A 22,001-nucleotide genomic window follows, 5' to 3' on the forward strand; every position below is an offset into this window, starting at 1 on the left:
CGGTGACGCCCTCACGGGCGGAGGGGGAGGATGCGGTGGTCCGGGCCGGGAGTCGTGGTGGGTCGGGGCCGGAAGCCGGGGACCGTCATGCGACGGGGTCGGAGGCCAAGGACCGTCGTGGGGCGGCACCCGAGGCCGGGGGCGCGGAGCGCGGTGCGGCACCCGCACCCGGACCCGTACCCGAGGCAGCGCCTCCGGGCGAGGGCCCCCCGGCCGACAGGCACAACCCGGTATCCGCAGCCAAGGTGCGCGGCCCCGCGGCCGGGAAGCGCGAGGCGATGGGAGCCGCAGGCCACCGAGGCCCGGGGCCCGCGGCCGGGCAGCACGGCACGAAGGCGGCCGGGCGGCACCGCCGCGATGGTGCCGCCGAGCGCCCCGTCGTGGTGCCCGCGGCCCGGGTCGCTCCCCTTGGGGAAGTCGACCCGCCCACCCGTGGGTTCCTCGCCAAGGCCACGCTCGTCACCGCTGTGCTCTCCATCGCCGGTGCCCTGCTCGGTCTCGGGCGGGATCAGGCGCTCGCGCATCTCTTCGGGGCCGGGACCGAGACGGATGCCTTTCTGGTGGCGTGGACGGTGCCGGAGGTCGCGGCGACGCTGCTGATCGAGGACGGGATGGCGTTCGTACTGGTCCCGGCGTTCAGCCTGGCGGTCGCCCGACGGGCGCGCGGCACCGGTGCCGACCCCGTACGCGCGCTCGTCGCCTCGACGCTGCCGCGCCTCGCGCTGGCCTTCGTGGCGGTCGCGGCACTGCTGATGGCCGGGGCTCCCTACCTGGTCGCGGCCCTCGCGCCGGGGCTGCCCGACCCGGGGCTCGCCGTCGACTGCACGCGGCTGACCGCGACCTGCGTCCTGAGCTTCGGGCTCGCCGGATACTGCAGCGCGGCCCTGCGCGCGCACCGCCGCTTCCTTGCGCCGGCGGCCATCTACGTCGCCTACAACACCGGCATCATCACGGCGATGTTCGTCCTCGGCGACCGCTGGGGCGTACGGTCTGCGGCCGTCGGCGTCGCGGTGGGCGGCTGTCTGATGGTGGCGGCCCAGGCGCCCTCCCTCGCCCGGCAGCTCTTCGGCCGCCGCCGGTCCGGCCCGGAGGCTGGAGGCGAAGCCGCTGGCACTGCCGCTGCCGCTGCCGCACAGGGCCCGTCATCCCTCGACGGCACCGAAGCCACCAAGGCCACCCAAGTCACCGAGGCCTCCGAGGTCGCCGACGGCCCGGGCCCCTCCGTGAAGCACTCGGTCGAACTCGCCCTCATCGCGCCCGTGCTGATGTTCGCCCTGTGCCGTCAGTCCCAGGTCCTCATCGAGCGCTTCCTCGCCTCGACCCTCCCCTCCGGGGCCATCTCGCATCTGAACTACGCGCAGAAGGTGGCCCAGATCCCGATGACGCTCTCGCTGATGCTGTGCACCGTCACCTTCCCGGTGCTCGCGCAGGCTCTCGCCGAGGGCGACACCGAGCGGGCCCGCACCCGTGTGGAGCGTGACGTGGCGGTCGCCTCCTGCATGGTGCTGCTGGGCGCCGCAGCGGTGTTCGCGTGCGCGCCGCAGATCATCAACCTTCTCTTCCAGCGGGGCGCGTTCACCGCTCAGGACACGGCTGCGACGGCCACCGTCATGCGGGTCTACTCCGTCGGACTGCTCGGGCACACGCTGGTGGGCGCGCTGGTGCGGACGTACTTCTCGGCCGGCCGGCCCACCTGGTACCCGCTGGCCGCGATGGCGGCGGGCATCGTCGCCACCTCCTGGATCGGCGCCGGGACCGTCGATGCCTGGGGCGTGCGCGGGATCGCCGCCGCCAACGCGATCGGGATCACCGTCACCGCGGCCCTGCTGCTGTCCGGCATGGGCGAGCGGCGCAGCGTACCGATCCACACCCGACGGGTCGTCCACGAACTCTCCAAGCCGGTCCGGGCCGCCGTGTGCGCGGCCGTCGCGGGGGCCTTCTGCGCGAGCCGCGTGGACTCCCCCGAACTCGCCCTGGCCGCCGGCGGTCTGACCGTGACCGTCGTCTACGTCCTGCTGCTCCGGGTGCTCGGCGTCAAGGCCGTCGCGCCCGCCTTCCGTACCGCCCTCCGCTCCGTCACACGAAGGCTGCCGCATGTCCGTTTCCGCTGACACCCCCGACCTGACCCGTACCGACCCGCGCCCGGCCGCGCCCCTGTGGGTGGCGATGTACCACTCGGTGGGCGACTGCTCGGACGACCCGTACCGCATCACGGTCTCGCCCGACCGCCTCGACCGGCAGCTCGGCTGGCTGCGGCGCCGGGGCCTGCGCGGGGTGAGCATGGCCGACCTGCTCGCGGCCCGTGCCCGCGGCGAGGGGAAGGACCTCGTGGGGCTGACCTTCGACGACGGGTACGCGGACTTCACCGACAACGCCCTTCCGGTACTGCGCCGCTGGGACTGCGGCGCCACCGTCTTCGTGCTCCCCGGCAGGCTGGGCGGCACGAACGAATGGGATCCGCTCGGCCCGCGCAAGCCGCTCCTCACCGCCGACGGCATCCGCCGGCTCGCCGACACCGAGGGCCTGGAGATCGCCTCGCACAGCCTCACCCACGTCGACCTCACCAAGGCGGACGACGCCCTCCTGGGCGCGGAGGTCGGCGGCAGCCGGGCCCTGCTCTCCGAGCTCACGGGCCGCGAGGTCCTCGGCTTCTGCTACCCGTACGGGACCGTCGACCAGCGGGTCGCCGACGTGGTGCGCGCGGCCGGCTACGACTACGGGTGCGCGATCGACCCCGGCCCGCTGACCGGCCCGTTCGCCCTGCCCCGGGTCCACATCGGCGAGAACGACACCTCCTGGCGGCTGTTCCTGAAGTACCGCCTCAACCGGCTCCGCCGCCGCCCGGTGCCCCTCACTCCGCCGGAGCCCGTGCCGACCTCGGTGTCCCTGCCCTCCCCCGCGTCACCGGAGTCCCCGGTGAAGGAGACCCCGTGAAGGCCCTGCACGTCATCACCGGCCTCGGGGTGGGCGGGGCCGAGCAGCAACTGCGCCTCCTGGTCCGCCACCTGCCGGTCGACTGCGACGTGGTGACCCTCACCAACCCGGGCGCCGTCGCCGAGGACCTCACCGCGGACGGCGTACGCGTCATGCACCTCGGCATGCACGGCAACCGGGACCTGTCGGCGCTGCCCCGCCTGGTCCGCGAGATCCGCGGCGGCCGGTACGACGTGGTCCACACGCATCTCTACCGGGCCTGCGTGTACGGCAGGATCGCCGCGCGCCTCGCGGGTGTACGGGCCGTCGTGGCCACCGAGCACTCGCTGGGCGACTCCCAGATGGAGGGCAGGCGGCTCACCGCGGGCGTCCGCGGGCTCTACCTGGCCAGCGAGCGCCTGGGCCGCGCGACGGTCGCCGTCTCGCCCACGGTCGCCGAGCGCCTGCGCCGCTGGGGTGTGCCCGGGCCGCGCATCGAGGTCGTACCGAACGGCATCGACGTGGCGCGCTTCCGCTTCGACGCGGCCCGGCGCGAGAGCACCCGGCGACGGCTCGGGCTGCCGCAGGGCGCGTACGTCGTCGGGGGCGTCGGACGGCTGACGGCCGGCAAGCGATTCGAGGTCCTCGTCCGGGCCCTGGCCGAACTCCCCAACGACGTCTGGCTGTTGCTGGTCGGCGGCGGCCCGGAGGAGAACGTGCTGCGGCGTACGGCGCAGGCCGCGGGGGTCGCCGACCGGGTGCTGTTCACCGGCGAGCGCCCCAACACCGAGGCCTCACAAGGCGGTTCGGGTCTCGATCTGCCCTCCCTGATAGGAGCCATGGACGCACTCGCCTCGCCCAGCACGGAGGAGGCCTTCGGTCTCGCCGTCGTGGAGGCCCTCGCCGCGGGCCTGCCCGTGCTCTACGTCTCCTGCCCGGCCGTCGACGACCTGCCGCCGGGCGCGGCCCCGTTCGCCCGGCGCGTCCAGGGCGGCGCCGACTCGTTCGTACGGGCCCTGCGGCAGGTCCGCGCGCAGGGCCCGAGGCCGCGCTCGGCACCCGAAGCGGCGCACCACTACAGCATCGCCCGCAGTGCCGACCGGCTCATGGACATCTACACGGCCGCAACTCTGGGAGTGAGTTCCGCATGACCGACAACCCCACTCGTACAACCGGCCGACCGGTGACGGCACTTGTCCGCGCGAAGGGGCTGCCGCCCTGGTCCCTGCTGGCCGCGGGCGCCGTCCTCGGCGGCCTGCTCGGCGGCGCGTACGGCGAGCTGAAGACGCCGCAGTACTCGGCCACGAGCTATGTCATCGCCGTCCCGGACGAGAAGTCGGACCCGGCGGCGGCGCTCGGCTTCGCCCAGGCGTACGGCCGGGTCGCCACCCAGCTCGCGGTCCTCGGGGACGCCCAGGTGTGGGCGGGCGTACCGGTGTCGACGCTGCGCGAGAGCGTGCAGACGGCGACCTCGCCGGACGCCCCGATGGTCGCCGTGACCGCCACCTCCGCGCGCCCCGACCTCGCCGCGGACATGGCCAACGCCGTGTCGCGGTCGCTGACCCGGCACGCCAACTCCGCCGAGGACAGCACCCATGTGGAGCTGCTGCAGTTCTCCCGCGCGATGAAGCCCACCGAGGCGTCGTCGGCGTCCTCGACGGTCACCGGGCTGGTCGGCGCGAGCGCGGGCGGGCTGCTCGGCGGGCTGGTGCTGCTGGTCAGGCCGCGCCGGTCCTCGGAGGTCGCGCCCACCCCGTCGGTGCCCGGCCCGGCCACCGCCGCCGACGTCCACGGACAGCTGTGAACGGCACGGTGACCGGCACCGCGACCGGCGCGTCGCGGACCGAACTGTGCACGGACGAGAAGGAGTTCGGCCGGCTGGCCGAGGAGTGGGGGCGGCTGTACCGGCGGTGCGACGCGGCGACCCCGTTCCAGAGCCACGCCTGGCTGCACTCCTGGTGGCTCTCCTACGGCAGACCCGGCCGGCTCCGGCTCGTCCTCGTCCGCGAGGGCGGTGAACTGGTCGCCGCCGCCCCGCTGATGCTCGTACGACAGCCGTGGCCGGCCCTGGTGCCGCTCGGCGGGTCGATCTCCGACTTCGGGGACGTACTCATCGAGGACGGCGAGCGCACCGACCGGGCCGCCGCCGCCCTCGCCGAGGGGCTCGCCCTGGCCGCCCGCACCGCGCTGATCGACTTCCGCGAGGTACGGCCGGGCGGCGCGGTGGAGCGGGTCTACGCGAGCTGGCGCGGGCCGCGTCGGCGGGTGCTGGACTCGCTGTGTCTGGAGCTGCCCGGCGCGTCGATGGACGATCTGATCGGACGGCTCGCGACGGCCAAGGCCCAGCAGCGGGTCCGCGCCAAGCTGCGCAAACTCACCTCGCTGGGCGTCGAACGGCGTGCCGTGCGCCCCGCCGAGGTGGGCGCGGCCCTGCGCCGGCTCCTCGAACTGCACCGGCTCCAGTGGCAGGGCCGCAAGGTGACCACCGAGCATCTGCAGGAGCGGTTCGCCGAGCATCTGGTGCGGTCGGTGGGGCCGATGGTCGACGCCGGGGACGCGGTGGTGACCGAGTTCCGGCTGGACGACACCGTGATGGCGGTCGATCTGACGCTTCTGTCACGGCAGTTGGCGGGCGGCTATCTGTACGGCGCCCATCCGCAGCTGCGCGAGCGGAAGGCGGACGTGGCGACGATGCTGCTGCACGCCTGCGCCCAGCACACCGAGGCGGGTGGCCGCCGGGTGCTGAGCCTGCTGCGCGGCAACGAGCCCTACAAGCACCACTGGCGGCCCCAGCCCGTCGTCAACCAGCGCTTCCTGCTGGCCCGGCGGCGGACGGCCCCGCTGATGTCGGCGGCCGTCTGTGACGTGGCCGCCCGCAGCCGGGGCAAGGAACTGCTCGACCGCTTCCACGACTGGAGGGAACGCGGTGGCGGCAGGCCGTGACCGACCCGCCGCCACCGCCCCGTCGGCGGACGCCCGCTCAGCGGTGGCGCGACCACCAGTCGAAGCGCAGGCAGAGCTTCCCGCCGAGCCAGTACTCGACCCAGTCGCCCAGCTCCAGCGGCGAGCAGTTCGGCGGGTGCACCGGCGTCGGCTTGGGCACCGGGGTCGGTGCGGTCGGCTTCGGCGCCGGGTCGGTGGGCTTGGGCAGCGGTGTCGTGTCGGTGCGGCCGAAGAGCGCCGCCCGGTAGATCTCGGACGCCTTGGGGTTGTCCCCGCACTGCCACACGCCGTGCGGGCAGTAGTCGGTGAGCGTGTTGTACAGCGGCTTGTGCTCGTCCATCCACGCGAGCATGCGTTTCATGTACGTCGGGTTGTCGCCGTTGCGGAAGAGCCCCCATTCGGGATAGGAAATCGGCTTTCCGTGGGCCTTCGCGAAGTCGACGTGCGCCTGAAGTCCGTAGGGCTCGGACACGGCCTCGTCGAATGACTGGCCTCGTGGCTGGTCGTACGAATCCATGCCGATGATGTCGACGGTGTCGTCGCCCGGATAGCACTGGGTCCAGGGAATGGCGTCCCGGCCGCGGTTCGGCGCGAAGTCGAACTTGAATTTCTGCCCCGGCACCGCCCGCATGGTGGTGACGATTCTGTTCCAGTACTTCTTCCAGGCCTCCGGGTCGGGGCCGCAGCGATGGGTGTACGTCATGCCGTTCATTTCCCAGCCGAGCACGATGACGGTGTCCGGCGCGTCCAGGTCGACGAGCCGCTCGGCCAGCTTGCGGAAGTGGCGGTCGAAGTCTCCGGCCGCGCCGCGGCGCAGCTGGAAGCGGACCTCGGCGTCGGAGACGTTCTCCTCGTTGCGCTCCAGCATGGGGACGTTCAGGACGAAGAGCCGGTCGTCCTCGTCCGCCCGCCAGTCCGCCCAGGTGTCGAGGAAGCCGGGCAGGCCCTCGATGTTGCTCCAGCGGTCGCCGGGCAGATACGTGTGCGCCACGCGCAGGTCGGCGCCGCCCAGCCAGCGGCTGAGCTCGGCGATCCGGGCGACTCCGCGGGGGCCGTAGTCCAGATAGGCGCCGAAGGCGGGGCCCCCGGGTCCCTTCGAGGGCGTCGCGGTCGGGGTGGTCGGCGTGGTCGGGGTTGCCGTCGCGGGCGCGGCCGGGCCGACGGGCTGTGCCGGTGCCACGGGCGCGACGACGGCGGTGGGAGCGGTCGGCGTCGGAGCCGGCGGGTCCCCCACTCCCGCGCCCACGGCGTACCCCGGCCCCGAGGCGAGGGCGGCCGACGCGACGAGTCCGGCGGTGAGTGCGGCGGTGGCGTACACCAGCCGTCTGGTTCGGGTCCGTTGCAGTGGGGCCATGTCCGCTCCTCGCGTTCCTTTTCCACCGTCCACTGACACCCAGTCACATAAATGTGCAATGCGCCAACCGGGCCGGGCAACCGGGGATATCCCCGATCACCCGCACGAGTGAGACATCCGAAGAGACAACAGAAGAGACCTCAAGGAAATATGCCCATGTCGCCCTTCGACACCCGTGTTCCCGCCGTACTTCTGCGAATCGACCGGAATCCCTTTCACCACGGAACGCTGGGAGCCGTACGCTCCCTCGGCCGGGCCGGGATCGACGTGCACGTGGTCGCCGATTCCACCGGAAGTCCGGTGCGCGGATCACGCTTTGTCCACCGGATGCATCCGCCGCCCGCACCCGGCGCCTCGCCCGCCGACATCGCGCTGACGTTGCGCCGAGTGGCGGCCCGGGTGTCCCGTCCCGCCGTACTGATCCCAATGGATGACGCGAGCGCGGTCGCGGTGGACCGGATGCGGGACGCCCTCGCACCCCGCTATCTGCTTCCCCTCTCCCCCGCCGGTCTCGCCGAACGCGTCGCCGACAAGGCCGAACTGGCCGCCGTGTGCGAGGCCGCGGGCATCCCGCACCCTCCGACACTCGCGCCCGACACCCCGGCACAGACGACCGCCGCGGTCCGGCGGCTCGGGCTGCCCGTGGTCGCCAAGTGGAGCCGCCCCTGGCTGCTGCCCGCGGGTACCGACCTGCGCAGCACGGCGGTACTGCGCTCGGCACAGGAGGCCCACACGCTGTGCCGCCGCGCCGAGGAGGCGGGCAGCAGACTGCTCCTCCAGGCGTTCCTGCCGCCGGCGCCCGACCAGGACTGGTTCTTCCACGGGTACGCGGACCGGTCCGGGTCGGTGTTCGGCGGCGGCCCGGGCCGCAAGCTGCGCGCCTGGCCGCGCGGGGCGGGGCTGACCGCGGTGGGCCGCTGGACCCCGAACCCCACCGTGCAGGCGCTGGCGGAACGGCTGACGTCGGCGCTCGGTTACCGCGGCATCTTCGACCTGGACTTCCGCCGCGAACACGCCACGGGCGCCTACCACCTGCTCGACTTCAATCCGCGGCCCGGCGCCCAGTTCCGGCTCTTCGCGGACGGGTCGGGGCTCGACGTGGTGCGTGCGCAGCACCTGGATCTGACCCACCGTCCGCTGCCGCCGCCCGCCCCGCTGCCCGGCCGGACCTTCGTGGCGGAGAACTACGCGCCGCTCGCCGCGCTCGGCTCCGGCACCGAGCGGGCCTGGCACGCTCGGGACGACCTCGCGCCCGGCGCCGCCCTGTGGGCGCTGTGGCCCCGCCACGCGGTCCGCCGCGTGCTGCACCGCGCCCGCCGGGCGACCGCCGCACCGGCCGCCGCCACCCGGGTCGTCCGGCAGACGGCCCGCCACGACGCCAACCCCCTGTCCGACGACGAGAAAGCGAGCAGCTGCTGATGTACGACCTGCTGGTGGTGGGGGCCGGTCCCTACGGTCTGTCCATCGCCTCCCACGCCGCGGCGGCCGGGCTGAGCCTGCGTGTGTTCGGCCGGCCGATGGAGTCCTGGCGCGACCACATGCCCCGCGGCATGTTCCTCAAGTCGGAACCGTGGGCGTCCAGCCTCTCGGACCCCGGAGGCCGGCTGCGCCTGGACACCTACTGCGCGGAACAGGGGGTACGGGCCCGGCACGGGGAGCCCGTCCCGGTCGAGATGTTCGCCTCGTACGGACTGTGGTTCGCGCGGCACGCGGTCCCCGAGGTCGACGAGCGCATGGTGACCGGTGTGCACCCCTGCCTGGGCGGCTTCGAGGCGGTCGTCGAGGACGGCAGGACGGTCCGCGCGCGAACGGTCGTCCTGGCGGTCGGCGTCCTGCCCTTCACCGAAGTACCCCCGGTTTTCGGCGAGTTGGACCCCGAGCACGTCTCGCACAGCAGCGACCACGGCGACCTCGACCGCTTCCGCGGCAAGGACGTGACCGTCATCGGCGGCGGCCAGGCGGCCCTGGAGACGGCGGCCCTGCTCGCCGAACAGGGCACCCGCGTCCGGGTGATCGCCCGCGCCGACGGACTCCGCTGGAACGACGTGCCCCCGCCCTGGGAGCGCCCCTGGTGGCAGTCGGCCCGCGCCCCGCACAGCGGCCTGGGCTGCGGCTGGCGCAACTGGTTCTACGCCGAACGCCCCGACGCCTTCCGCGCCCTGCCCGAGTCCACCCGCACCCGGGTCGCCGCCTCGGCGCTGGGCCCCGCGGGTGCCTGGTGGGTCCGCGACCGAGTCGAAGGCGCCGTCGAACTGCTGATGGGCCAGGAGGTCGCGGCGGCCTACCCGGTCCAGGGCGCCGTACGCCTCGAAACACTGGGCCGCTCCGGCGAGTTGAACTCCCTGGACACCGAACACGTCATCGCGGCCACCGGGTTCAGGGCGACCAGCGACCGCCTGGGCCTGCTGGCCGAGGACCTCCGCGGGACCCTGGCCGTGTCACCCGACGGATCCCCTTGCGTGGGGCGGGAGTTCGAGTCCTCCTGCCCCGGCCTCTTCCTGGCGGGCCTGACCACGGCCTCCGCCTTCGGCCCCGCGATGCGCTTCGTCCACGGCGCCTCGTTCACGGCCCGGACCCTCGTACGAGGCGTGCGGCGCCGACTGCGTACGGGGCCGGCGCGGGTGCCCGTGCCCGGCGCCCGGGAGCGGCGCGGGGTGCTCGGGGCGGCGGGTCACTGACGGCACGGGTGCCGGGCGCGAGGCGTCCGGCACCCGACACGTCACCACTGCCGGGACGCGACCCGACTTCGTCGGTACAGCACCGCTCCACCGACCAGCAGCCCCGCACTCGCGACCGAGGCCGCGAGCAGCCCGTCACTGCCGGTGTGCGCCAACTGCGGCGCCCTCACCACCGACCCCGGAGGGGTCGAGGCAGGCGGCACGGTCACGGGCGGCCTCGCGACTGGAGGAGTCTTGGTCGGCGGGGTCGTGACCGGCGGAGTCTTGTCCGGAGGTGTCGTGACCGGTGGGGTCGTGACCGGCGGACCCGCGACCGGAGGGGTCGTGACCGGCGGAGTGCTGGTCGGTGGTGTGGTGGTGGGAGGCACCGTCGTCGGCGGGTGAGCCGTCGGCGGCGTGGAAGTGGGAGGTGCGGTGGTGGGAGGCGTGCTCGGCGGCTTCGTGGGCGGCGTGGTCGGGGGCTTGGCAGGCGGCATGGTCGGCGGCTCGGCCGGTGGTGTGACCGGTGGCCTGCTCGGGGGCCCGGCCGGCGGGGTGTCGTCGCCGTAGCCCTTCGGACCGGGGCTCTGCGGGCCGTTGTGATGTGGCCCGTGGCTCTGCGGGCGGTCGTGGTGCGGACCATGACCCTGCGGACCATTGTGGTGCGGACCATGACTCTGCGGACCGCCGTGATGCGGACCATGGCTCTTCGGACCGCTGTGGTTCGCGCACTTGTTGCCGAACGTCGGGTTCAGCAGGGCGACCACGTCCACGGTGTTGCCGCACGCGTTCACCGGCACGTCCACCGGCACCTCGGCGTTGTTGCCCGAGCCGACGCCGGGCGAGTTGTGTGCCCCGCCGTGCGCGGAGGAGCCGCCGTGGTGACCGGAACCGCCACCGCGCCCGGGACCACCGTGGTGACCGGAGCCGTGGTGCCCGGAACCGTCACCACGGGGCGAGCCGTAGCCGTGGTCCGAGCCGTAACCGTCGTGCCGGCCATAGCCATAGTCCGAGCCATAGCCGTAATCCGGGCCATAGTCCGAGCCGTAACCAAGGTCAGAGCGGTAGTCATGGCCGTCGCCCGAGCCATAACCGTTGTCCGAGCCGTGGCCGGACGGTGGGGCGTGCCTGGGTGTGTCCGGCTTTCTGTGCTTGCCCGTGCCCGGGGCAGTGGCGCAGGAGTTGCCGAAGGTCGGGTTGAGGCCGGCCCCCACGTCCACGGAGTTGCCGCACGCGTTGACCGGGACGTTCACGGGTGCCTGCACGCTGTTGCCGGACAGCAGGCCGGGCGAGTCCGCTGCGACCCCGTTCGCGTTCGTGTCGGCGAACGCCTGGGGGGTGTACAGGGACATGAAGCTCGTCGCGGCGGCGGCCGCGACCATTCCCCTGCTCAGGGTCTGTCGCAATCTCGTTGTCTTCTCTGCTGGTAGAAGTGGGAAAGCCGGCCTTGGCGCCGAAAGGCGGTCCAAGGCCGGCGTGACACAGCCGGTCGGCTGGTGCGTTACGACGTCAGTCGTTGACGCACTCGTTGCCGAACGCCGGGTTCAGCAGGCCGATCACGTTGATCGAGTTGCCGCACACGTTCACGGGGATGTGGACCGGAACCTGGACCACGTTGCCCGAGAGGACACCCGGCGAGCCCACGGCAGCACCGTGCGCCTCGGAGTCGGCGAAGGCCGGGGCGGCCATTCCCATGGCCATGATCGCGCCGGCTACGACGACGGCACTCTTCTTGTGCTTCACGTACTTCCCTTTCTCTGCGGTCATGCCCCTATGACGGCCGAAACCGGACGAGCCCAGCCTGAACGGCTCGCACCATGACCTGCGGGCTGTAGAACGAGGGGATGGGGGACGAAGAAACTACAGAAAGTGCGACTCCCCGGTAATTCACCCGAACGCTCCGCGTGGATTCAGCAGGGGAAACGTCACTGCCATAAGGAAGGACCAGCGGAAGACCGACAGAAAGCAAAAACAGAAAATAGTGCCAAAGAGCCCGGGCACCCCCTGCGCGAAGAGCGAAGGGGACGCCCGGGCGTCCTTTGTGACGGTGGATCAGCTGCGGTCGGCGCCGTTGCCCGAGAGCACCGGGATGTTGGAGAGGACGTGCGAGACGGGCTCGTCGCCCTTCGCCTGGGTCGAGTTCTCGGCGCACTGCTGGTTCTGCGGGGCCGAGAGGACCGGCACGTCCTGGAGGACGGTGACCGGGACCAGGATGCCGACGAGCGAACCCGCGTTGACCTTGGCCGGCAGACCGACACAGAGCTTGTTCAGCGAGCCCTGGACCAGCGAGGCCTCGGGGCTCAGGTCACCGCCCGTCTTGGCGTTGCCGAACGCCTGCTCGGCGTGGTTGCCATTGGCCGTGGTGACGCCGTCGTCGTTCCCGATGGCAAGCGCCTGGGGGGCTGCCGCCGCCGAGACGCCGACGACAGAAGCGGCGACCGCCGCCGTGGCCATTGCCTTCTTGAGCATTTCTCCGGTCCTTTCCTGGCAGAGACACATGTTCCTGCTTTCGCATCAACCAGAAGCGGCGCCATTGGTTTCGTGCTGTCACCCGGTTGGCCCGTTCGGCACCCCGGAATTCACGGAATCCCTCGCGCGCGTGCGCCGTACAAACAGGCTTCTCAAATGGGCCATCGGAGTGAATCGGAGCAACTATGCGGGCCGGGGGCAGTTGTCCAGGTCGCTCCGGTGGACGGGGTTACTCCAGAAGGGACCAGCAAGTGATCAAGAAGGTTATGGCTGCCGCGGCGGTCGCCGCTTCCGTCGCCGGTGTTTCGGCTGCCGCCGCGCCCCAGGCGATGGCGATCGGCAACGACGGTGGCGTCACCACCGCCAATGGCAACCACGCCGCGCAGGTCTACGGCAACCAGGCGACGTACGGGGACATGAGCCCGCAGATGGCGCTCATCCAGGGCTCGCTGAACAAGCCCTGCATCGGCCTGCCGGCCAAGGCCAACCTGGCCTCGCTCGCCGGCCTGGTGCCGATCACCGTCGCCCAGGACGTGCCGATCCTGTCGGCCCCGCAGAACCAGCAGTGCACCGAGAACTCGACCCAGGCCAAGGGCGACGAGCCGCTGTCGCACATCCTCTCCAACATCCCGGTGCTCTCCGGCAACGGCGCCGACCGCAGCTGATCTGCCGCACCTCGCAGCGGGCCGCCGGTCTCACGGCGGTCCGCTGCCCCCTCTCACGTCTTACGGCGGCGCGCGCAACTTCGGTCCCGAGGAACCCTGTGGGCCAATCGGGGCAAACCCCGCAACCGCACCGTCCACCGCACTGTTGATCATTATGCGGCTCCGTCACGGGGCCATTCTCCGAAAGGGAACGAACATGAAGAAGCTGATGGCGACCGCGGCCATTGCCGCCTCTGTCGCCGGTCTGTCGGCCGCCGGCGCGCCCCAGGCGCTGGCCATCGGCAACGACGACGGCGTCACCACCGCCAACGGCAACGGTTCCGTCCAGAAGTACGGCAACCAGGCGACGCACGGCAAGATGAGCCCCCAGCTCTCGCTCGTGCAGGGCTCGCTGAACAAGCCGTGTGTCGGCCTGCCGGTCAAGGCCAACCTGGCCTCGCTCATCGGCGCCGTGCCGATCACCGTCCTGCAGGACGTGCCGATCCTGTCGGCCCCGCAGAACCAGCAGTGCACCGAGAACTCCACCCAGGCCAAGGGCGACGAGCCGCTGTCGCACATCCTGGACAACATCCCGGTCCTGTCGGGCAACGGCGCCGACCGCAGCTGATCTCCGCAGCCGCGCGAACAGCGGGTCACCCCTCGTGGGTGGCCCGCTGTTCCCATGCCCGGCCCAGGCCGCCGTGCACCGCTCTCAGTCTCCGTAAAGCGCCTCGATCTCCTTCGCGTACGCCGCTGTCACCGCGTGGCGCTTGATCTTCAGGGACGGGGTGAGCAGACCGTTCTCCTCGGTGAACTCGCCTTCCACCAGGGCGAATTCGCGGATCGACTCGGCGCGGGAGACGGCCTGGTTCGCGTGGTCGACGACCTTCTGGACGTCGGCGCGTATGCGGGGGTCCTGAACGAGCTCGGAGACCGGGGTGTCCGCGGGCATCCCGCGGACGTAGAGCCAGTGGGAGAGGTCCTCCCGGTCCAGGGTGATCAGGGCGGCGACATAGGGGCGGTTGTCGCCGACGACGACGCACTGGCCGACCGGGGGACGGCTGCGGAGACGGTCCTCCAGGACGGCCGGGGAAACGTTCTTGCCGCCGGAGGTGACGAGGATGTCCTTCTTGCGCCCGGTGATGGTGAGGTAGCCGTCCTCGTCGAGGTCCCCGAGATCACCGGTCGCGAACCACTCGCCGGTCAGGGCGGCATCCGTGGCGGCCGGGTTGTTCCAGTAGGCGCCGAAGACGATGCCGCCCTTGATGAGGACCTCACCGTCTTCGGCGATACGGATCGACGTGCCGGGGACGGGGAGGCCGACCGTACCCGGCCGGGGGTTGAGGGGCGGGACGATCGTCGCGGCGGCGCTGGTCTCGGTCAGGCCGTACCCCTCGTAGACGATGATGCCGGCGGCGTAGAAGAAGAGGTTGAGGTCGCGGTCGAGCGGGGAGCCGCCGCTGATGGCGTAGCGCGTACGGCCGCCGATTTCCCTGCGGATGCGGCGGTAGACCAGCAGGTCGTACAGGGCCCAGGCCGCGTACAGACCGGGACCCGGGCCCTTGCCGCGGCCGAGGAACCGGTCGAGGTGCGCCTCGCCGAAGCGGACGGCGATGCGGTGTGCGCGGTCGAAGGAGGCGGCGCGGCCGATCCGTTCGGCGGTGGCGCGGCCCGTGCCGTGGATCTTCTCGAAGAGATACGGCACGCCGACCAGGAAAGTGGGCCGGAACTCCCGTAGCGCCGGGCGGAGTTCGTCGGGCTTGATGCTCGGGAAGTGGCCCAGCTCGATACGGGCCGTCAGACAGGCGATCTGGAGGGTGCGCCCCAGGATGTGGGCGAGCGGGAGGAAGAGGAGCGTCGAGGCGATCTGGCCGGTGACCTCCTTGAAGACGGGGTGCAGCAGTTCGACGGTGTTCGCGGCCTCGGCGTGCAGATTGGCGTGGGTGAGGACGCAGCCCTTGGGCCGCCCGGTGGTGCCGGAGGTGTAACAGATCGTCGCGACGGTGTCCGGGGTGAGGGCCGCGCGCCGCCTGGTGACCTCCTCCTCGGCGATACCGCCGCCCAGCACGGTCAGGTCGGAGATCGCTCCCCCGTCGATCTGCCACACACGCGGCGGATCGGGGTGGTCGGCCGTACCGGTCGCGACCGCCTCCGCGTTCTCGGCGGTCTCGACAACAACGAAACGGGCGTCCGAGTCGCGGACGATCCACTCGATCTGCTCGGGCGACGACGTGGGGTACACGGGCACGCTCAGGCCGCCCGCCGCCCAGATCGCGAAGTCGAGAAGCGTCCACTCGTAGCGCGTACGGGACATGACCGCGACGCGTCCGCCCGGTTCGAGGCCCGCCGCGACCAACCCCTTGGCGAGGGCGGTGACTTCGTGGGCGAAGGCGGCGGCGGTCACGGGCTGCCAGGTGCCGTGCTCCCTGCGGCGCAGGACCACGGCGTCGGGGGCCTCGGCCGCGTTGGTGAAGGGCAGGTCGGCGGTACTGCCGGTGGCGGCCTTCGGGGCGAGCGCCGGCATGCGCGCCTCACGGACGACTCCGTGGTGGTCCCTGGTGATCCCGACCTTGGCGCGGTCCGCCAGATCGGTCAGCTTCTTCGCCCGTTTCAGATCCTTGCGTACGCCCATGACAGCTCCCGGTCGCGGCTCGCGTTGTGCGGTGGCGCGTACTTACTTCCGGGTCAACTTACTCACGCGTAGGGGATTTTCAACCCGCTCGGGGATTTCCCTGTCGGGCGGAGCACCAGAGCAGGGCTCAGGCGGCGACCCGTTCCCGCCCGGCCTCCGGCTCCAGGACCTTGCGGGTGACGAGCTTCGCCATGGCGGCCACCAGGGTGCGCGGGCGGCGCGGGTTGAGGTGGGCGCCCAGGGCGTTTCCGAGGCCCGGGGTGACGTAGGCGCGGTCGCGGTCGAGGGCGCGCAGGGCGGCCCGTACGACGGGTTCCGGGGTGGTGAAGGAGCCGACCGCCGCCTTGCGGGTGCCGATCGCGTCGAAGAAGCCGGTCTCCACCGGGCCCGGGCAGAGGGCCGTGACCTTGATGCCGCGACCGCGGTACTCCTGGCGCAGGGCCAGGGAGAAGTTCAGGACGAACACCTTGGTGGCGCTGTAGACCGCGAAGTACGGGCCCGGCTGGTAGCCCGCCGTCGAGCCGACGTTCAGGACCGCACCCGAGCCGCGCTCCAGCATGCCGGGGACCAGGGCGTGGGCGAGATCGACCAGGGCGACGACGTTGACCATCATCTCGTCGTGGTCGCGGGACGGGTCGATGTCCTCGAAGCGGCCACAGGTGCCGAACCCCGCGTTGTTGACCAGCAGGTCGACGGCGAGACCCCGGGCGGCGAGGGCGTCCACGACGCGCCGGGCCGCGTCCGGTTCGGCGAGGTCCTGGGGCAGTACGTGCGCCCGGACGCCGTGGCGTACGCGGAGCCGTTCGGCCACCTCTTCGAGGCGGCCCTCGGAACGGGCCACGAGGACCACGTCGTGGCCGCGCGCGGCGAGCTGGTCGGCGAACTCAGCACCGAGCCCGGAGGAGGCGCCGGTGACGAGAGCGAGAGTCATGACAGTTCCTTTCGCTTCTATTGCGGCTTCTGGGTGCACTATCTACTACGCAAGAGTAGCCGCTCCCCCCAAAATCGCAACAGCAATGTTGCAGATAATGAGAAATCTGCCGCCCTCGCGTATCGTTTGACCCACATCCCTCAGGAGGTCCCCATGGCCGAACCGGCCGTCCGGCGGCTGCGTGCCGACGCGGAGCGCAGTGTGCGCGTGATCCTGGAAGCGGCGGAGCGGGTGCTCGCCGCCGACCCCGGCGCGTCCATGGAGCAGGTCGCGGAGGCGGCCGGGGTGGCGCGGACGACGGTGCACCGGCGGTTCGCCAGCCGGAAGGCACTGATCGAGGCGCTCGCCGAGTCGGCCGTACGCCAACTCGCGGAGGCCGTCGAGGACGGCCGCCCGGACACCGCGCCGCCGCTGGTCTCCCTCCATCGCATCACCGCCAACGTCCTGCGGATCAAGGGGGCTTGGAGCTACGCGCTGAGCCGCCCCGACGACGAGGGCGGAACCGCGGCGGCGGGCTGGGAACAGGTCGGCGCCCGCTGCCTCGAACTCCTCGGCCGCGCACGGGACGAGGGCCTGCTCGACGCCTCCGTGGACCTGGAGTGGACCCGGCGCGTCTACTACGCGCTCATCGGCGAGGCCCTGCACGGACCCGAGGCCCAGCAGGACCCGGACGCACTGGCCACACTCGTCGTCGATACGTTGCTGCACGGCGCGGGACGACGGTCCGCCGCCAACTGACCTCCTTCCGAACCGACTTCCCGCCGACCGGCCCCCCTTCGAAGGGAACCCCGTGCGCCCCCACCGCCTCCGGTCCACCCTCATCACCGCTCTCATGCTGGCCACCGCGACCGTCTCCGCCACGACGTCCGCGACCGCCCACACCTCGACCGCCCCCGCATCCGCCACCGCCGCATCCAGCCTGAGCGCCCTCACCGAGTTGTTCGCCGAACGGCTGCTGCTGGCGGACAAAGTCGCGGCAGCCAAGTACGGCACCGAGTCACCGATCGACGACCCGGCGCGCGAGCGGCAGATCCTGGACGACGTCGCCGCGCGGGCGGCCGGACTCGGGCTCGAACCCCACTCCGTGACCACCGTCTTCCGCGACCAGATCGAGGCGAACAAGCTGGTCCAGCGGGGCCTGTACGCGCGCTGGGACGCCCACCCCAACGAGCGCCCCACCGAACGCCCCGACCTGGCCAAGGAGGTCCGGCCCGCGCTCGACCGGATCACCACCCGCCTCCTGGCGGCACTCCAGGAGACGGCCCAGGTCCGCGCCGACACCTCCTGCGAGCCACGCCTGTACGCGGCGGCCACCCTGTCCGCGTACGGGCACCGGCTGGACGTACTCCACCTGCGGGGGCTCGGCCGGGCACTGCCATCGGTCTGCGTCACGAACTGACATGAACCGGGCCGCAACCTGACGTGACATCAGTTCCCACTGGTCGGTCCCCCGTTCGGCCCACCGCGGACCACTTCCGGCCGCCTCCCCCGTCAAGCTCGGCTTGACGGGGGCCGATGAACGGGACATGACGTCGACGCACTCCCCCGCACACCCCTCGTACCCGAAGCCCCGCCCGCCGTCCTCCTCCTCCGCTCCCACCGCCGTGTCACCGCCGCTCGGGCCGGGGCAGCGGGCGGTGTGGGCGGACCGGGCCCGGACGGCGGTGTGGCTCGGGCCCGCGCTCGTGGTGGCGTACGCCGGGTTCCAGCGGCGGTGGATGTCCGACGACGCCTACATCTACGTACGGACCGTGCGGCAGGTGCTCGCGGGCAACGGGCCTGTGTTCAACGCGGGCGAGCGGGTCGAGTCGTCGACCGGGACGCTGTGGCAGTGGCTGCTCGTGGCGGCCGGGACGGCAGGGGTGGATCCGGTGTCGGCGGCGGTACTCGGGGGACTGCTGCTGACCGCCGTGGGGTTCGCGTTCGCGGGGCTCGGGGCGCTGCGGACGTACGGCGGTCGGGCGGCCGTGCCGCTGGGGTCGCTGGTGCTGCTCGGCCTGCCGCCTGTGTGGGACTTCGCCACCTCCGGTCTTGAGACGGGGCTCGCGACGTGCTGGATCGCGGGAGCGTGGCTGGCGCTGATCAAACGGCCCTCCTCCCTCCTGACCTCGGCGGTCATCGGGCTCGGACCGCTCGTCCGGCCCGACCTGGGGCTCGTGTCGGTCGTCTTCCTCGGCGCGCAGTGGCTGCTCGTGCGGCCGTCGTGGCGGGGCACGCTCGCGGGTGCGGGGGCGGCGGGCGCGCTGCCGGCCGCGTACGAGGTGTTCCGGGCCGGGTACTACGGGCATCTGGTGCCGCTGCCCGCCGTGACGAAGGAGGCCTCGCAGAGTCTGTGGGGGCGGGGCTTCGGGTATCTCGGGGACTTCGCGCATCCCTATCTCCTGTGGGTGCCCGCGCTGTTCGTGGCGGCGGCGGTGCTGCCCGCGCGCGGTGGGCTCGCCGAACGCGGGGTCGCGCGACTCGTTCCCGTGCTCGCGCCCGTCATCGCCGGGGTGCTGTGCTGGCTGTACGTCATCAAGGTCGGCGGTGACTTCATGCACGGGCGGATGCTGCTGCCGGGGCTCCTGCTGATGTTGTTGCCCGTCTTCGTGGTGCCCCTGACACGGGTGGGCGCGCTCGCGGCGGTCGGGGTCGGCCTGTGGGCGGTGGTGTGCGCGGGGTGGCTGCGGATTCCGTACGGGGGGCAGATCGGTCCGGCGGGGATCGCGGACGAGCGCGGGGTGTACGTCCGCCACAACGCCGATCCGCATCCGGTGCGGCACACCTTCGTGGGGGCCCCGCATCACATGGAGTACGCGCGGAAGGTGTGGGCCGCGCGGTACTCCGGGGCGCCGGCGCTGCTGTTCGGCAAGGAGGGGCGGGTGGCGGCGCCGGTGGGTCCTGGCGCTCCTTCCATGACGGCCAGTTATGTGGTGCTGGGCCTCAACGGGTCGCTCGTGCCGCTCGACGGGGCCGCGCTCGATCCGATCGGGCTGGCCTATCCGCTGGCCGCGCACTCCGAGCGGGTCGGGGGCGGGCGGGTCGGCCACGACAAGCGGCTGCCGGCTGCTTGGCTCGCGGCCGACCGGGGTGTGCCTGGGACTCTGCCCGGCTGGGTCGACCCTGCGGAGGTTGCCGCGGCTCGGCGTGCCTTGCGGTGCGGGGCGCTTGCCGAGTTGGACTCTGCTACTCGGGGGGTGCTTACGCCGGGGCGGTTCTTGCGTAACGCGGCCGGGGCGTGGGAGCGGACGGCGTTCCGCTTTCCGAATGATCCTGTGCGGGCGGAGAGGGAGTTGTGCGGGTGAGTGGACGTTAGGTGCGCGGTTCCTCGCGCCCCTAAAAGGCCACAAGATTGCGCCGTTCCCCGCGCCCCTGAAAGTGCGGGTGGGTCGTGGCTCGGTGCGCGGTTCCTCGCGCCCCTAAAGACACACGACTGCGCCGTTCCCCGCGCCCCTACGAAGTGCGGGTGGGTCATCGCTCGGTGCGCGGTTCCTCGCGCCCCTAAAAGATCAGGGGCGTAAGCCCCTCTCTTAAGTGCCCCCTACCCCTCCGGCTGCCGCCCTCCCGGCGAAGGGGTCGTGTCGGGGTTTCCGATCGCAGCACGACCTCTGATGGGCAACCAAAAGGTGCTGGATGACACAGCTGCGATCGGATGCCCCGTCGCGGCCCCGACCCAACCGCCCAACGGCAGGCGCATCTTTTAGGGGCGCGAGGAACCGCGCACCCCGCCCTCACCCACCCGCACCCACGAACTACGGCAGGTCCACGGCCCGGTCGATCGTCTCGGCCAGTTGGCGGATCGGCTTGCTCTCCGTGTTGGAGGCCAACTCGTCGGCCCGATCGGCGAGTTCGCGCAACGAGGGCGGGACCGGCGCAGCAGCGCCACCGCCGCCGCCGGAGCGAAGCGCGTCCGCGAAGTACGCCGCGATCGCGGTGACTTGAAGACCACTACGCGCCGTCTCCGCGCCCCACAGCCCCCCGTCGAAGGAGCCCGCCTCGATCTGCCCCGTCGACTCATGCGGCGTACGGGAGTCGGGGTCGAGCCACCGCACCGTGGCCGTGGCCACATGCCCCGACGCCCCCGGCCTGACCCGCACGGCGTACAGCGCCGTGACCGTGTGACCGGGACCGATCTCCCCACCGTCCACCCGGTCGTCGCGGAAGTCCTCGTCGGCGACCTGCCGGTTGTCGTAGCCGATCAGCCGGAACTGCTCGACGGTCTCCGGATCGAAGGAGACCTGCGCCTTGGCGTCACGAGCGGTGAGGTCGATGTTCCGCGGAAGCTGGTCACAGAAGACCGTACGGGCGTCCGCCGCGTTGGACACGTACGTGGTGTGGCCGTCGCCCTTGTCGGCGAGGCGTTCCATCAGCGCGTCGCCGTAGTCGCTGCCCACGCCGACGCCGAAGAGCGTGATGCCGTGCTCGCGGCGGGCGTCCGAGATGCGGTCGAGGATGGCGTCGGCGTCCGTCTCACCGGTGTTGGCGAGGGCGTCGGAGAGCAGCACGACCCGGTTGGTGGCACCCTCGCGCAGGCCGTCCACGGCGGTGCGGTACCCCGTGGTGACGCCCGCGCCGAGGTTGGTCGAATCCGTGGGCTCGAGCGTGTCGATCGCGTCGTGGATGCGGCCGCGGTTGTCGCCCAGGCGGGTCATCGGCAGCACGGTCCTGGCCTCGTCGCTGAAGGAGACGAGCGCGACCGAGTCGTCGTCGCGCAGCTGGTCGGTCATCACGCCCAGAGACTGCCTGACCAGGTCGAGGCGGCCCGGCTCGGCCATGGAGCCGGAGACGTCGATGACGAACGTGAGGGCGGCGGGCGGGCGTTCACTCGCGTCCTCGGCCTCCCGGGTGGCGAGCCCGACCCGAAGGAAGCGCCAGTCCCGGTTCTCCTGACCGAACGTGTCGGAGTTGGCGTCCTCCTCGCCGCGCGAAGGGTCCGCGGCGGCCGTCCGGGCCCCGTCCACCGTGACCGTGAACCCGTCGCCGTCCGGGCGCTCGTAGTCCTGCTCCTGGCCGAAGCTGTTGATGAACTCCTCGGGGCGGACGGTCGTCGGGTCGGGCCTGCGACCCTCCTCAAGGGTGCGGCGCGCATAGCCGTACGAGGCAGTGTCGACGTCCAGGGCGAAAGTGGAGAGGTAGTCGGCGGGCGGCGCGCTCTCGCGGACTTCGCCCTTCTGATCGCTCTCGGCGGTGCCGTCGTCGGTGCCCGAGGGACCGGTCGGCCGGACGGGACCGGGGGCAGGGAAGCCGTTGTCGTCCCGGGCCTTGCTGCCACCCCGGTCGTACGAACTCCCGTCGCTGCCGCCACCACTGCAGGCCGTGAGCAGAAGCCCGACGGCCACGCTCCCGGCGACGAACGCGGCACGCACCCGGCGCCCCCGCCCCCACCCCCGCCGCCCCTCTCCAGGTTGGAAACCCCGCGCTCCCAACTCTCCCCGCCGTACCTGATGCCGTCCGCTGCGCCTCATACGTGCCCCCTCGG

19 protein-coding genes are annotated in these 22,001 nt (G+C 72.2%); 12 read left to right on the forward strand and 7 right to left on the reverse strand.

Annotated features, from left to right (window positions below; translation table 11 throughout):
* Positions 1-278 precede the first annotated feature (278 nt).
* The 5 genes from murJ to ACN20J_RS18505 are packed head-to-tail and all read left to right on the forward strand — an operon-like array spanning position 279 to position 5,856.
* Positions 279-2,111 carry a murein biosynthesis integral membrane protein MurJ gene (gene murJ, locus ACN20J_RS18485; RefSeq protein ID WP_419668905.1) on the forward strand — a complete coding sequence of 611 codons (1,833 nt, stop codon included), beginning with the start codon at positions 279-281 and terminating at the stop codon, positions 2,109-2,111.
* Entirely contained in the window at positions 2,095-2,934 is an 840-nt protein-coding gene (locus ACN20J_RS18490; protein ID WP_189837742.1) for a polysaccharide deacetylase family protein, read from the forward strand. The genes murJ and ACN20J_RS18490 overlap by 17 nt, the downstream gene beginning before the upstream one ends.
* On the forward strand, positions 2,931-4,064 hold the full coding sequence (locus ACN20J_RS18495) for a glycosyltransferase (protein ID WP_419666341.1): 1,134 nt from the start codon (positions 2,931-2,933) through the stop codon (positions 4,062-4,064). Before ACN20J_RS18490 ends, ACN20J_RS18495 begins: the two co-directional genes overlap by 4 nt.
* Positions 4,061-4,717, forward strand: coding sequence for a lipopolysaccharide biosynthesis protein (locus tag ACN20J_RS18500; RefSeq protein WP_419666342.1), 657 nt, complete (start codon positions 4,061-4,063; stop codon positions 4,715-4,717). Before ACN20J_RS18495 ends, ACN20J_RS18500 begins: the two co-directional genes overlap by 4 nt.
* Entirely contained in the window at positions 4,714-5,856 is a 1,143-nt protein-coding gene (locus ACN20J_RS18505; RefSeq protein WP_419666343.1) for a GNAT family N-acetyltransferase, read from the forward strand. The genes ACN20J_RS18500 and ACN20J_RS18505 overlap by 4 nt, the downstream gene beginning before the upstream one ends.
* Positions 5,857-5,893: 37 nt before the next feature.
* Here the strand turns inward: ACN20J_RS18505 and ACN20J_RS18510 are convergent, their stop codons facing one another.
* Positions 5,894-7,210, reverse strand: coding sequence for a glycoside hydrolase family 26 protein (locus ACN20J_RS18510; RefSeq protein ID WP_419666344.1), 1,317 nt, complete (start codon positions 7,208-7,210; stop codon positions 5,894-5,896).
* 156 nt (positions 7,211-7,366) lie between these two features.
* On the opposite strand from ACN20J_RS18510, the gene ACN20J_RS18515 reads away from it, so the two are divergent.
* Positions 7,367-8,629, forward strand: coding sequence for an ATP-grasp domain-containing protein (locus ACN20J_RS18515; RefSeq protein ID WP_419666345.1), 1,263 nt, complete (start codon positions 7,367-7,369; stop codon positions 8,627-8,629).
* Positions 8,629-9,888, forward strand: a complete 1,260-nt coding sequence (locus tag ACN20J_RS18520) for an NAD(P)-binding domain-containing protein (protein ID WP_419666346.1) — start codon at positions 8,629-8,631, stop codon at positions 9,886-9,888. The genes ACN20J_RS18515 and ACN20J_RS18520 overlap by 1 nt, the downstream gene beginning before the upstream one ends.
* Before the next feature lie 41 nt (positions 9,889-9,929).
* Here ACN20J_RS18520 and ACN20J_RS18525 read toward each other — a convergent pair whose 3' ends face one another.
* The 3 genes from ACN20J_RS18525 to ACN20J_RS18535 all read right to left on the reverse strand — a co-directional run bounded on the left by ACN20J_RS18525 (position 9,930) and on the right by ACN20J_RS18535 (position 12,336).
* Positions 9,930-11,273, reverse strand: coding sequence for a chaplin family protein (locus ACN20J_RS18525; protein WP_419666347.1), 1,344 nt, complete (start codon positions 11,271-11,273; stop codon positions 9,930-9,932).
* Positions 11,274-11,376: 103 nt separating this feature from the next.
* Positions 11,377-11,634 carry a chaplin gene (locus tag ACN20J_RS18530; RefSeq protein ID WP_055614976.1) on the reverse strand — a complete coding sequence of 86 codons (258 nt, stop codon included), beginning with the start codon at positions 11,632-11,634 and terminating at the stop codon, positions 11,377-11,379.
* Between the two features lie 285 nt (positions 11,635-11,919).
* The gene (locus ACN20J_RS18535) at positions 11,920-12,336 is read right to left on the reverse strand and encodes a rodlin (RefSeq protein WP_189837736.1); all 417 of its coding nucleotides are present in this window, start codon (positions 12,334-12,336) and stop codon (positions 11,920-11,922) included.
* Positions 12,337-12,587: 251 nt separating this feature from the next.
* Here ACN20J_RS18535 and ACN20J_RS18540 point away from each other — a divergent pair, with 251 nt between their 5' ends.
* Together ACN20J_RS18540 and ACN20J_RS18545 are read left to right on the forward strand one after the other, a co-directional pair.
* Positions 12,588-13,001 carry a rodlin gene (locus tag ACN20J_RS18540; protein ID WP_200398075.1) on the forward strand — a complete coding sequence of 138 codons (414 nt, stop codon included), beginning with the start codon at positions 12,588-12,590 and terminating at the stop codon, positions 12,999-13,001.
* 196 nt (positions 13,002-13,197) lie between these two features.
* On the forward strand, positions 13,198-13,608 hold the full coding sequence (locus ACN20J_RS18545) for a rodlin (protein ID WP_055614979.1): 411 nt from the start codon (positions 13,198-13,200) through the stop codon (positions 13,606-13,608).
* Positions 13,609-13,692: 84 nt separating this feature from the next.
* Here the strand turns inward: ACN20J_RS18545 and ACN20J_RS18550 are convergent, their stop codons facing one another.
* Positions 13,693-15,612 carry an AMP-dependent synthetase/ligase gene (locus ACN20J_RS18550; RefSeq protein WP_419666348.1) on the reverse strand — a complete coding sequence of 640 codons (1,920 nt, stop codon included), beginning with the start codon at positions 15,610-15,612 and terminating at the stop codon, positions 13,693-13,695.
* Between the two features lie 127 nt (positions 15,613-15,739).
* Positions 15,740-16,543 (reverse strand): SDR family NAD(P)-dependent oxidoreductase, encoded by an 804-nt coding sequence (locus ACN20J_RS18555; protein ID WP_189837732.1) that lies wholly within the window; start codon positions 16,541-16,543, stop codon positions 15,740-15,742.
* Positions 16,544-16,696: 153 nt separating this feature from the next.
* On the opposite strand from ACN20J_RS18555, the gene ACN20J_RS18560 reads away from it, so the two are divergent.
* The 3 genes from ACN20J_RS18560 (at position 16,697) to ACN20J_RS18570 (ending at position 19,827) form a co-directional block, all read left to right on the forward strand.
* Complete coding sequence (locus ACN20J_RS18560) at positions 16,697-17,281, forward strand: TetR/AcrR family transcriptional regulator (protein WP_361993185.1); 585 nt, start codon at positions 16,697-16,699, stop codon at positions 17,279-17,281.
* Positions 17,282-17,333: 52 nt separating this feature from the next.
* Positions 17,334-17,942 (forward strand): chorismate mutase, encoded by a 609-nt coding sequence (locus ACN20J_RS18565; protein ID WP_419666349.1) that lies wholly within the window; start codon positions 17,334-17,336, stop codon positions 17,940-17,942.
* A 127-nt stretch (positions 17,943-18,069) separates the two neighbouring features.
* Entirely contained in the window at positions 18,070-19,827 is a 1,758-nt protein-coding gene (locus ACN20J_RS18570) for a hypothetical protein (protein WP_419666350.1), read from the forward strand.
* Positions 19,828-20,274: 447 nt separating this feature from the next.
* On the opposite strand, the gene ACN20J_RS18575 is transcribed toward ACN20J_RS18570, so the two are convergent.
* Positions 20,275-21,987 (reverse strand): YfbK domain-containing protein, encoded by a 1,713-nt coding sequence (locus ACN20J_RS18575; RefSeq protein ID WP_419666351.1) that lies wholly within the window; start codon positions 21,985-21,987, stop codon positions 20,275-20,277.
* Between the last annotated feature and the right edge of the window lie 14 nt (positions 21,988-22,001).

It is taken from the genome of Streptomyces sp. 2-1, from assembly GCF_048564895.1.
GTDB lineage: Bacteria > Actinomycetota > Actinomycetes > Streptomycetales > Streptomycetaceae > Streptomyces > Streptomyces phaeochromogenes.

Bases quoted from the DNA above. Each gene is read 5' to 3' on its own strand.
- murJ (WP_419668905.1), top strand. From the start codon at position 279: ATGGGAGCCGCAGGCCACCGAGGCCCGGGGCCCGCGGCCGGGCAGCAC.
- ACN20J_RS18490 (WP_189837742.1), top strand. From the start codon at position 2,095: ATGTCCGTTTCCGCTGACACCCCCGACCTGACCCGTACCGACCCGCGC.
- ACN20J_RS18500 (WP_419666342.1), top strand. From the start codon at position 4,061: ATGACCGACAACCCCACTCGTACAACCGGCCGACCGGTGACGGCACTT.
- ACN20J_RS18510 (WP_419666344.1), bottom strand. From the start codon at position 7,210: ATGGCCCCACTGCAACGGACCCGAACCAGACGGCTGGTGTACGCCACC.
- ACN20J_RS18515 (WP_419666345.1), top strand. From the start codon at position 7,367: ATGTCGCCCTTCGACACCCGTGTTCCCGCCGTACTTCTGCGAATCGAC.
- ACN20J_RS18520 (WP_419666346.1), top strand. From the start codon at position 8,629: ATGTACGACCTGCTGGTGGTGGGGGCCGGTCCCTACGGTCTGTCCATC.
- ACN20J_RS18530 (WP_055614976.1), bottom strand. From the start codon at position 11,634: ATGACCGCAGAGAAAGGGAAGTACGTGAAGCACAAGAAGAGTGCCGTC.
- ACN20J_RS18535 (WP_189837736.1), bottom strand. From the start codon at position 12,336: ATGCTCAAGAAGGCAATGGCCACGGCGGCGGTCGCCGCTTCTGTCGTC.
- ACN20J_RS18545 (WP_055614979.1), top strand. From the start codon at position 13,198: ATGAAGAAGCTGATGGCGACCGCGGCCATTGCCGCCTCTGTCGCCGGT.
- ACN20J_RS18550 (WP_419666348.1), bottom strand. From the start codon at position 15,612: ATGGGCGTACGCAAGGATCTGAAACGGGCGAAGAAGCTGACCGATCTG.
- ACN20J_RS18555 (WP_189837732.1), bottom strand. From the start codon at position 16,543: ATGACTCTCGCTCTCGTCACCGGCGCCTCCTCCGGGCTCGGTGCTGAG.
- ACN20J_RS18560 (WP_361993185.1), top strand. From the start codon at position 16,697: ATGGCCGAACCGGCCGTCCGGCGGCTGCGTGCCGACGCGGAGCGCAGT.
- ACN20J_RS18570 (WP_419666350.1), top strand. From the start codon at position 18,070: ATGACGTCGACGCACTCCCCCGCACACCCCTCGTACCCGAAGCCCCGC.
- ACN20J_RS18575 (WP_419666351.1), bottom strand. From the start codon at position 21,987: ATGAGGCGCAGCGGACGGCATCAGGTACGGCGGGGAGAGTTGGGAGCG.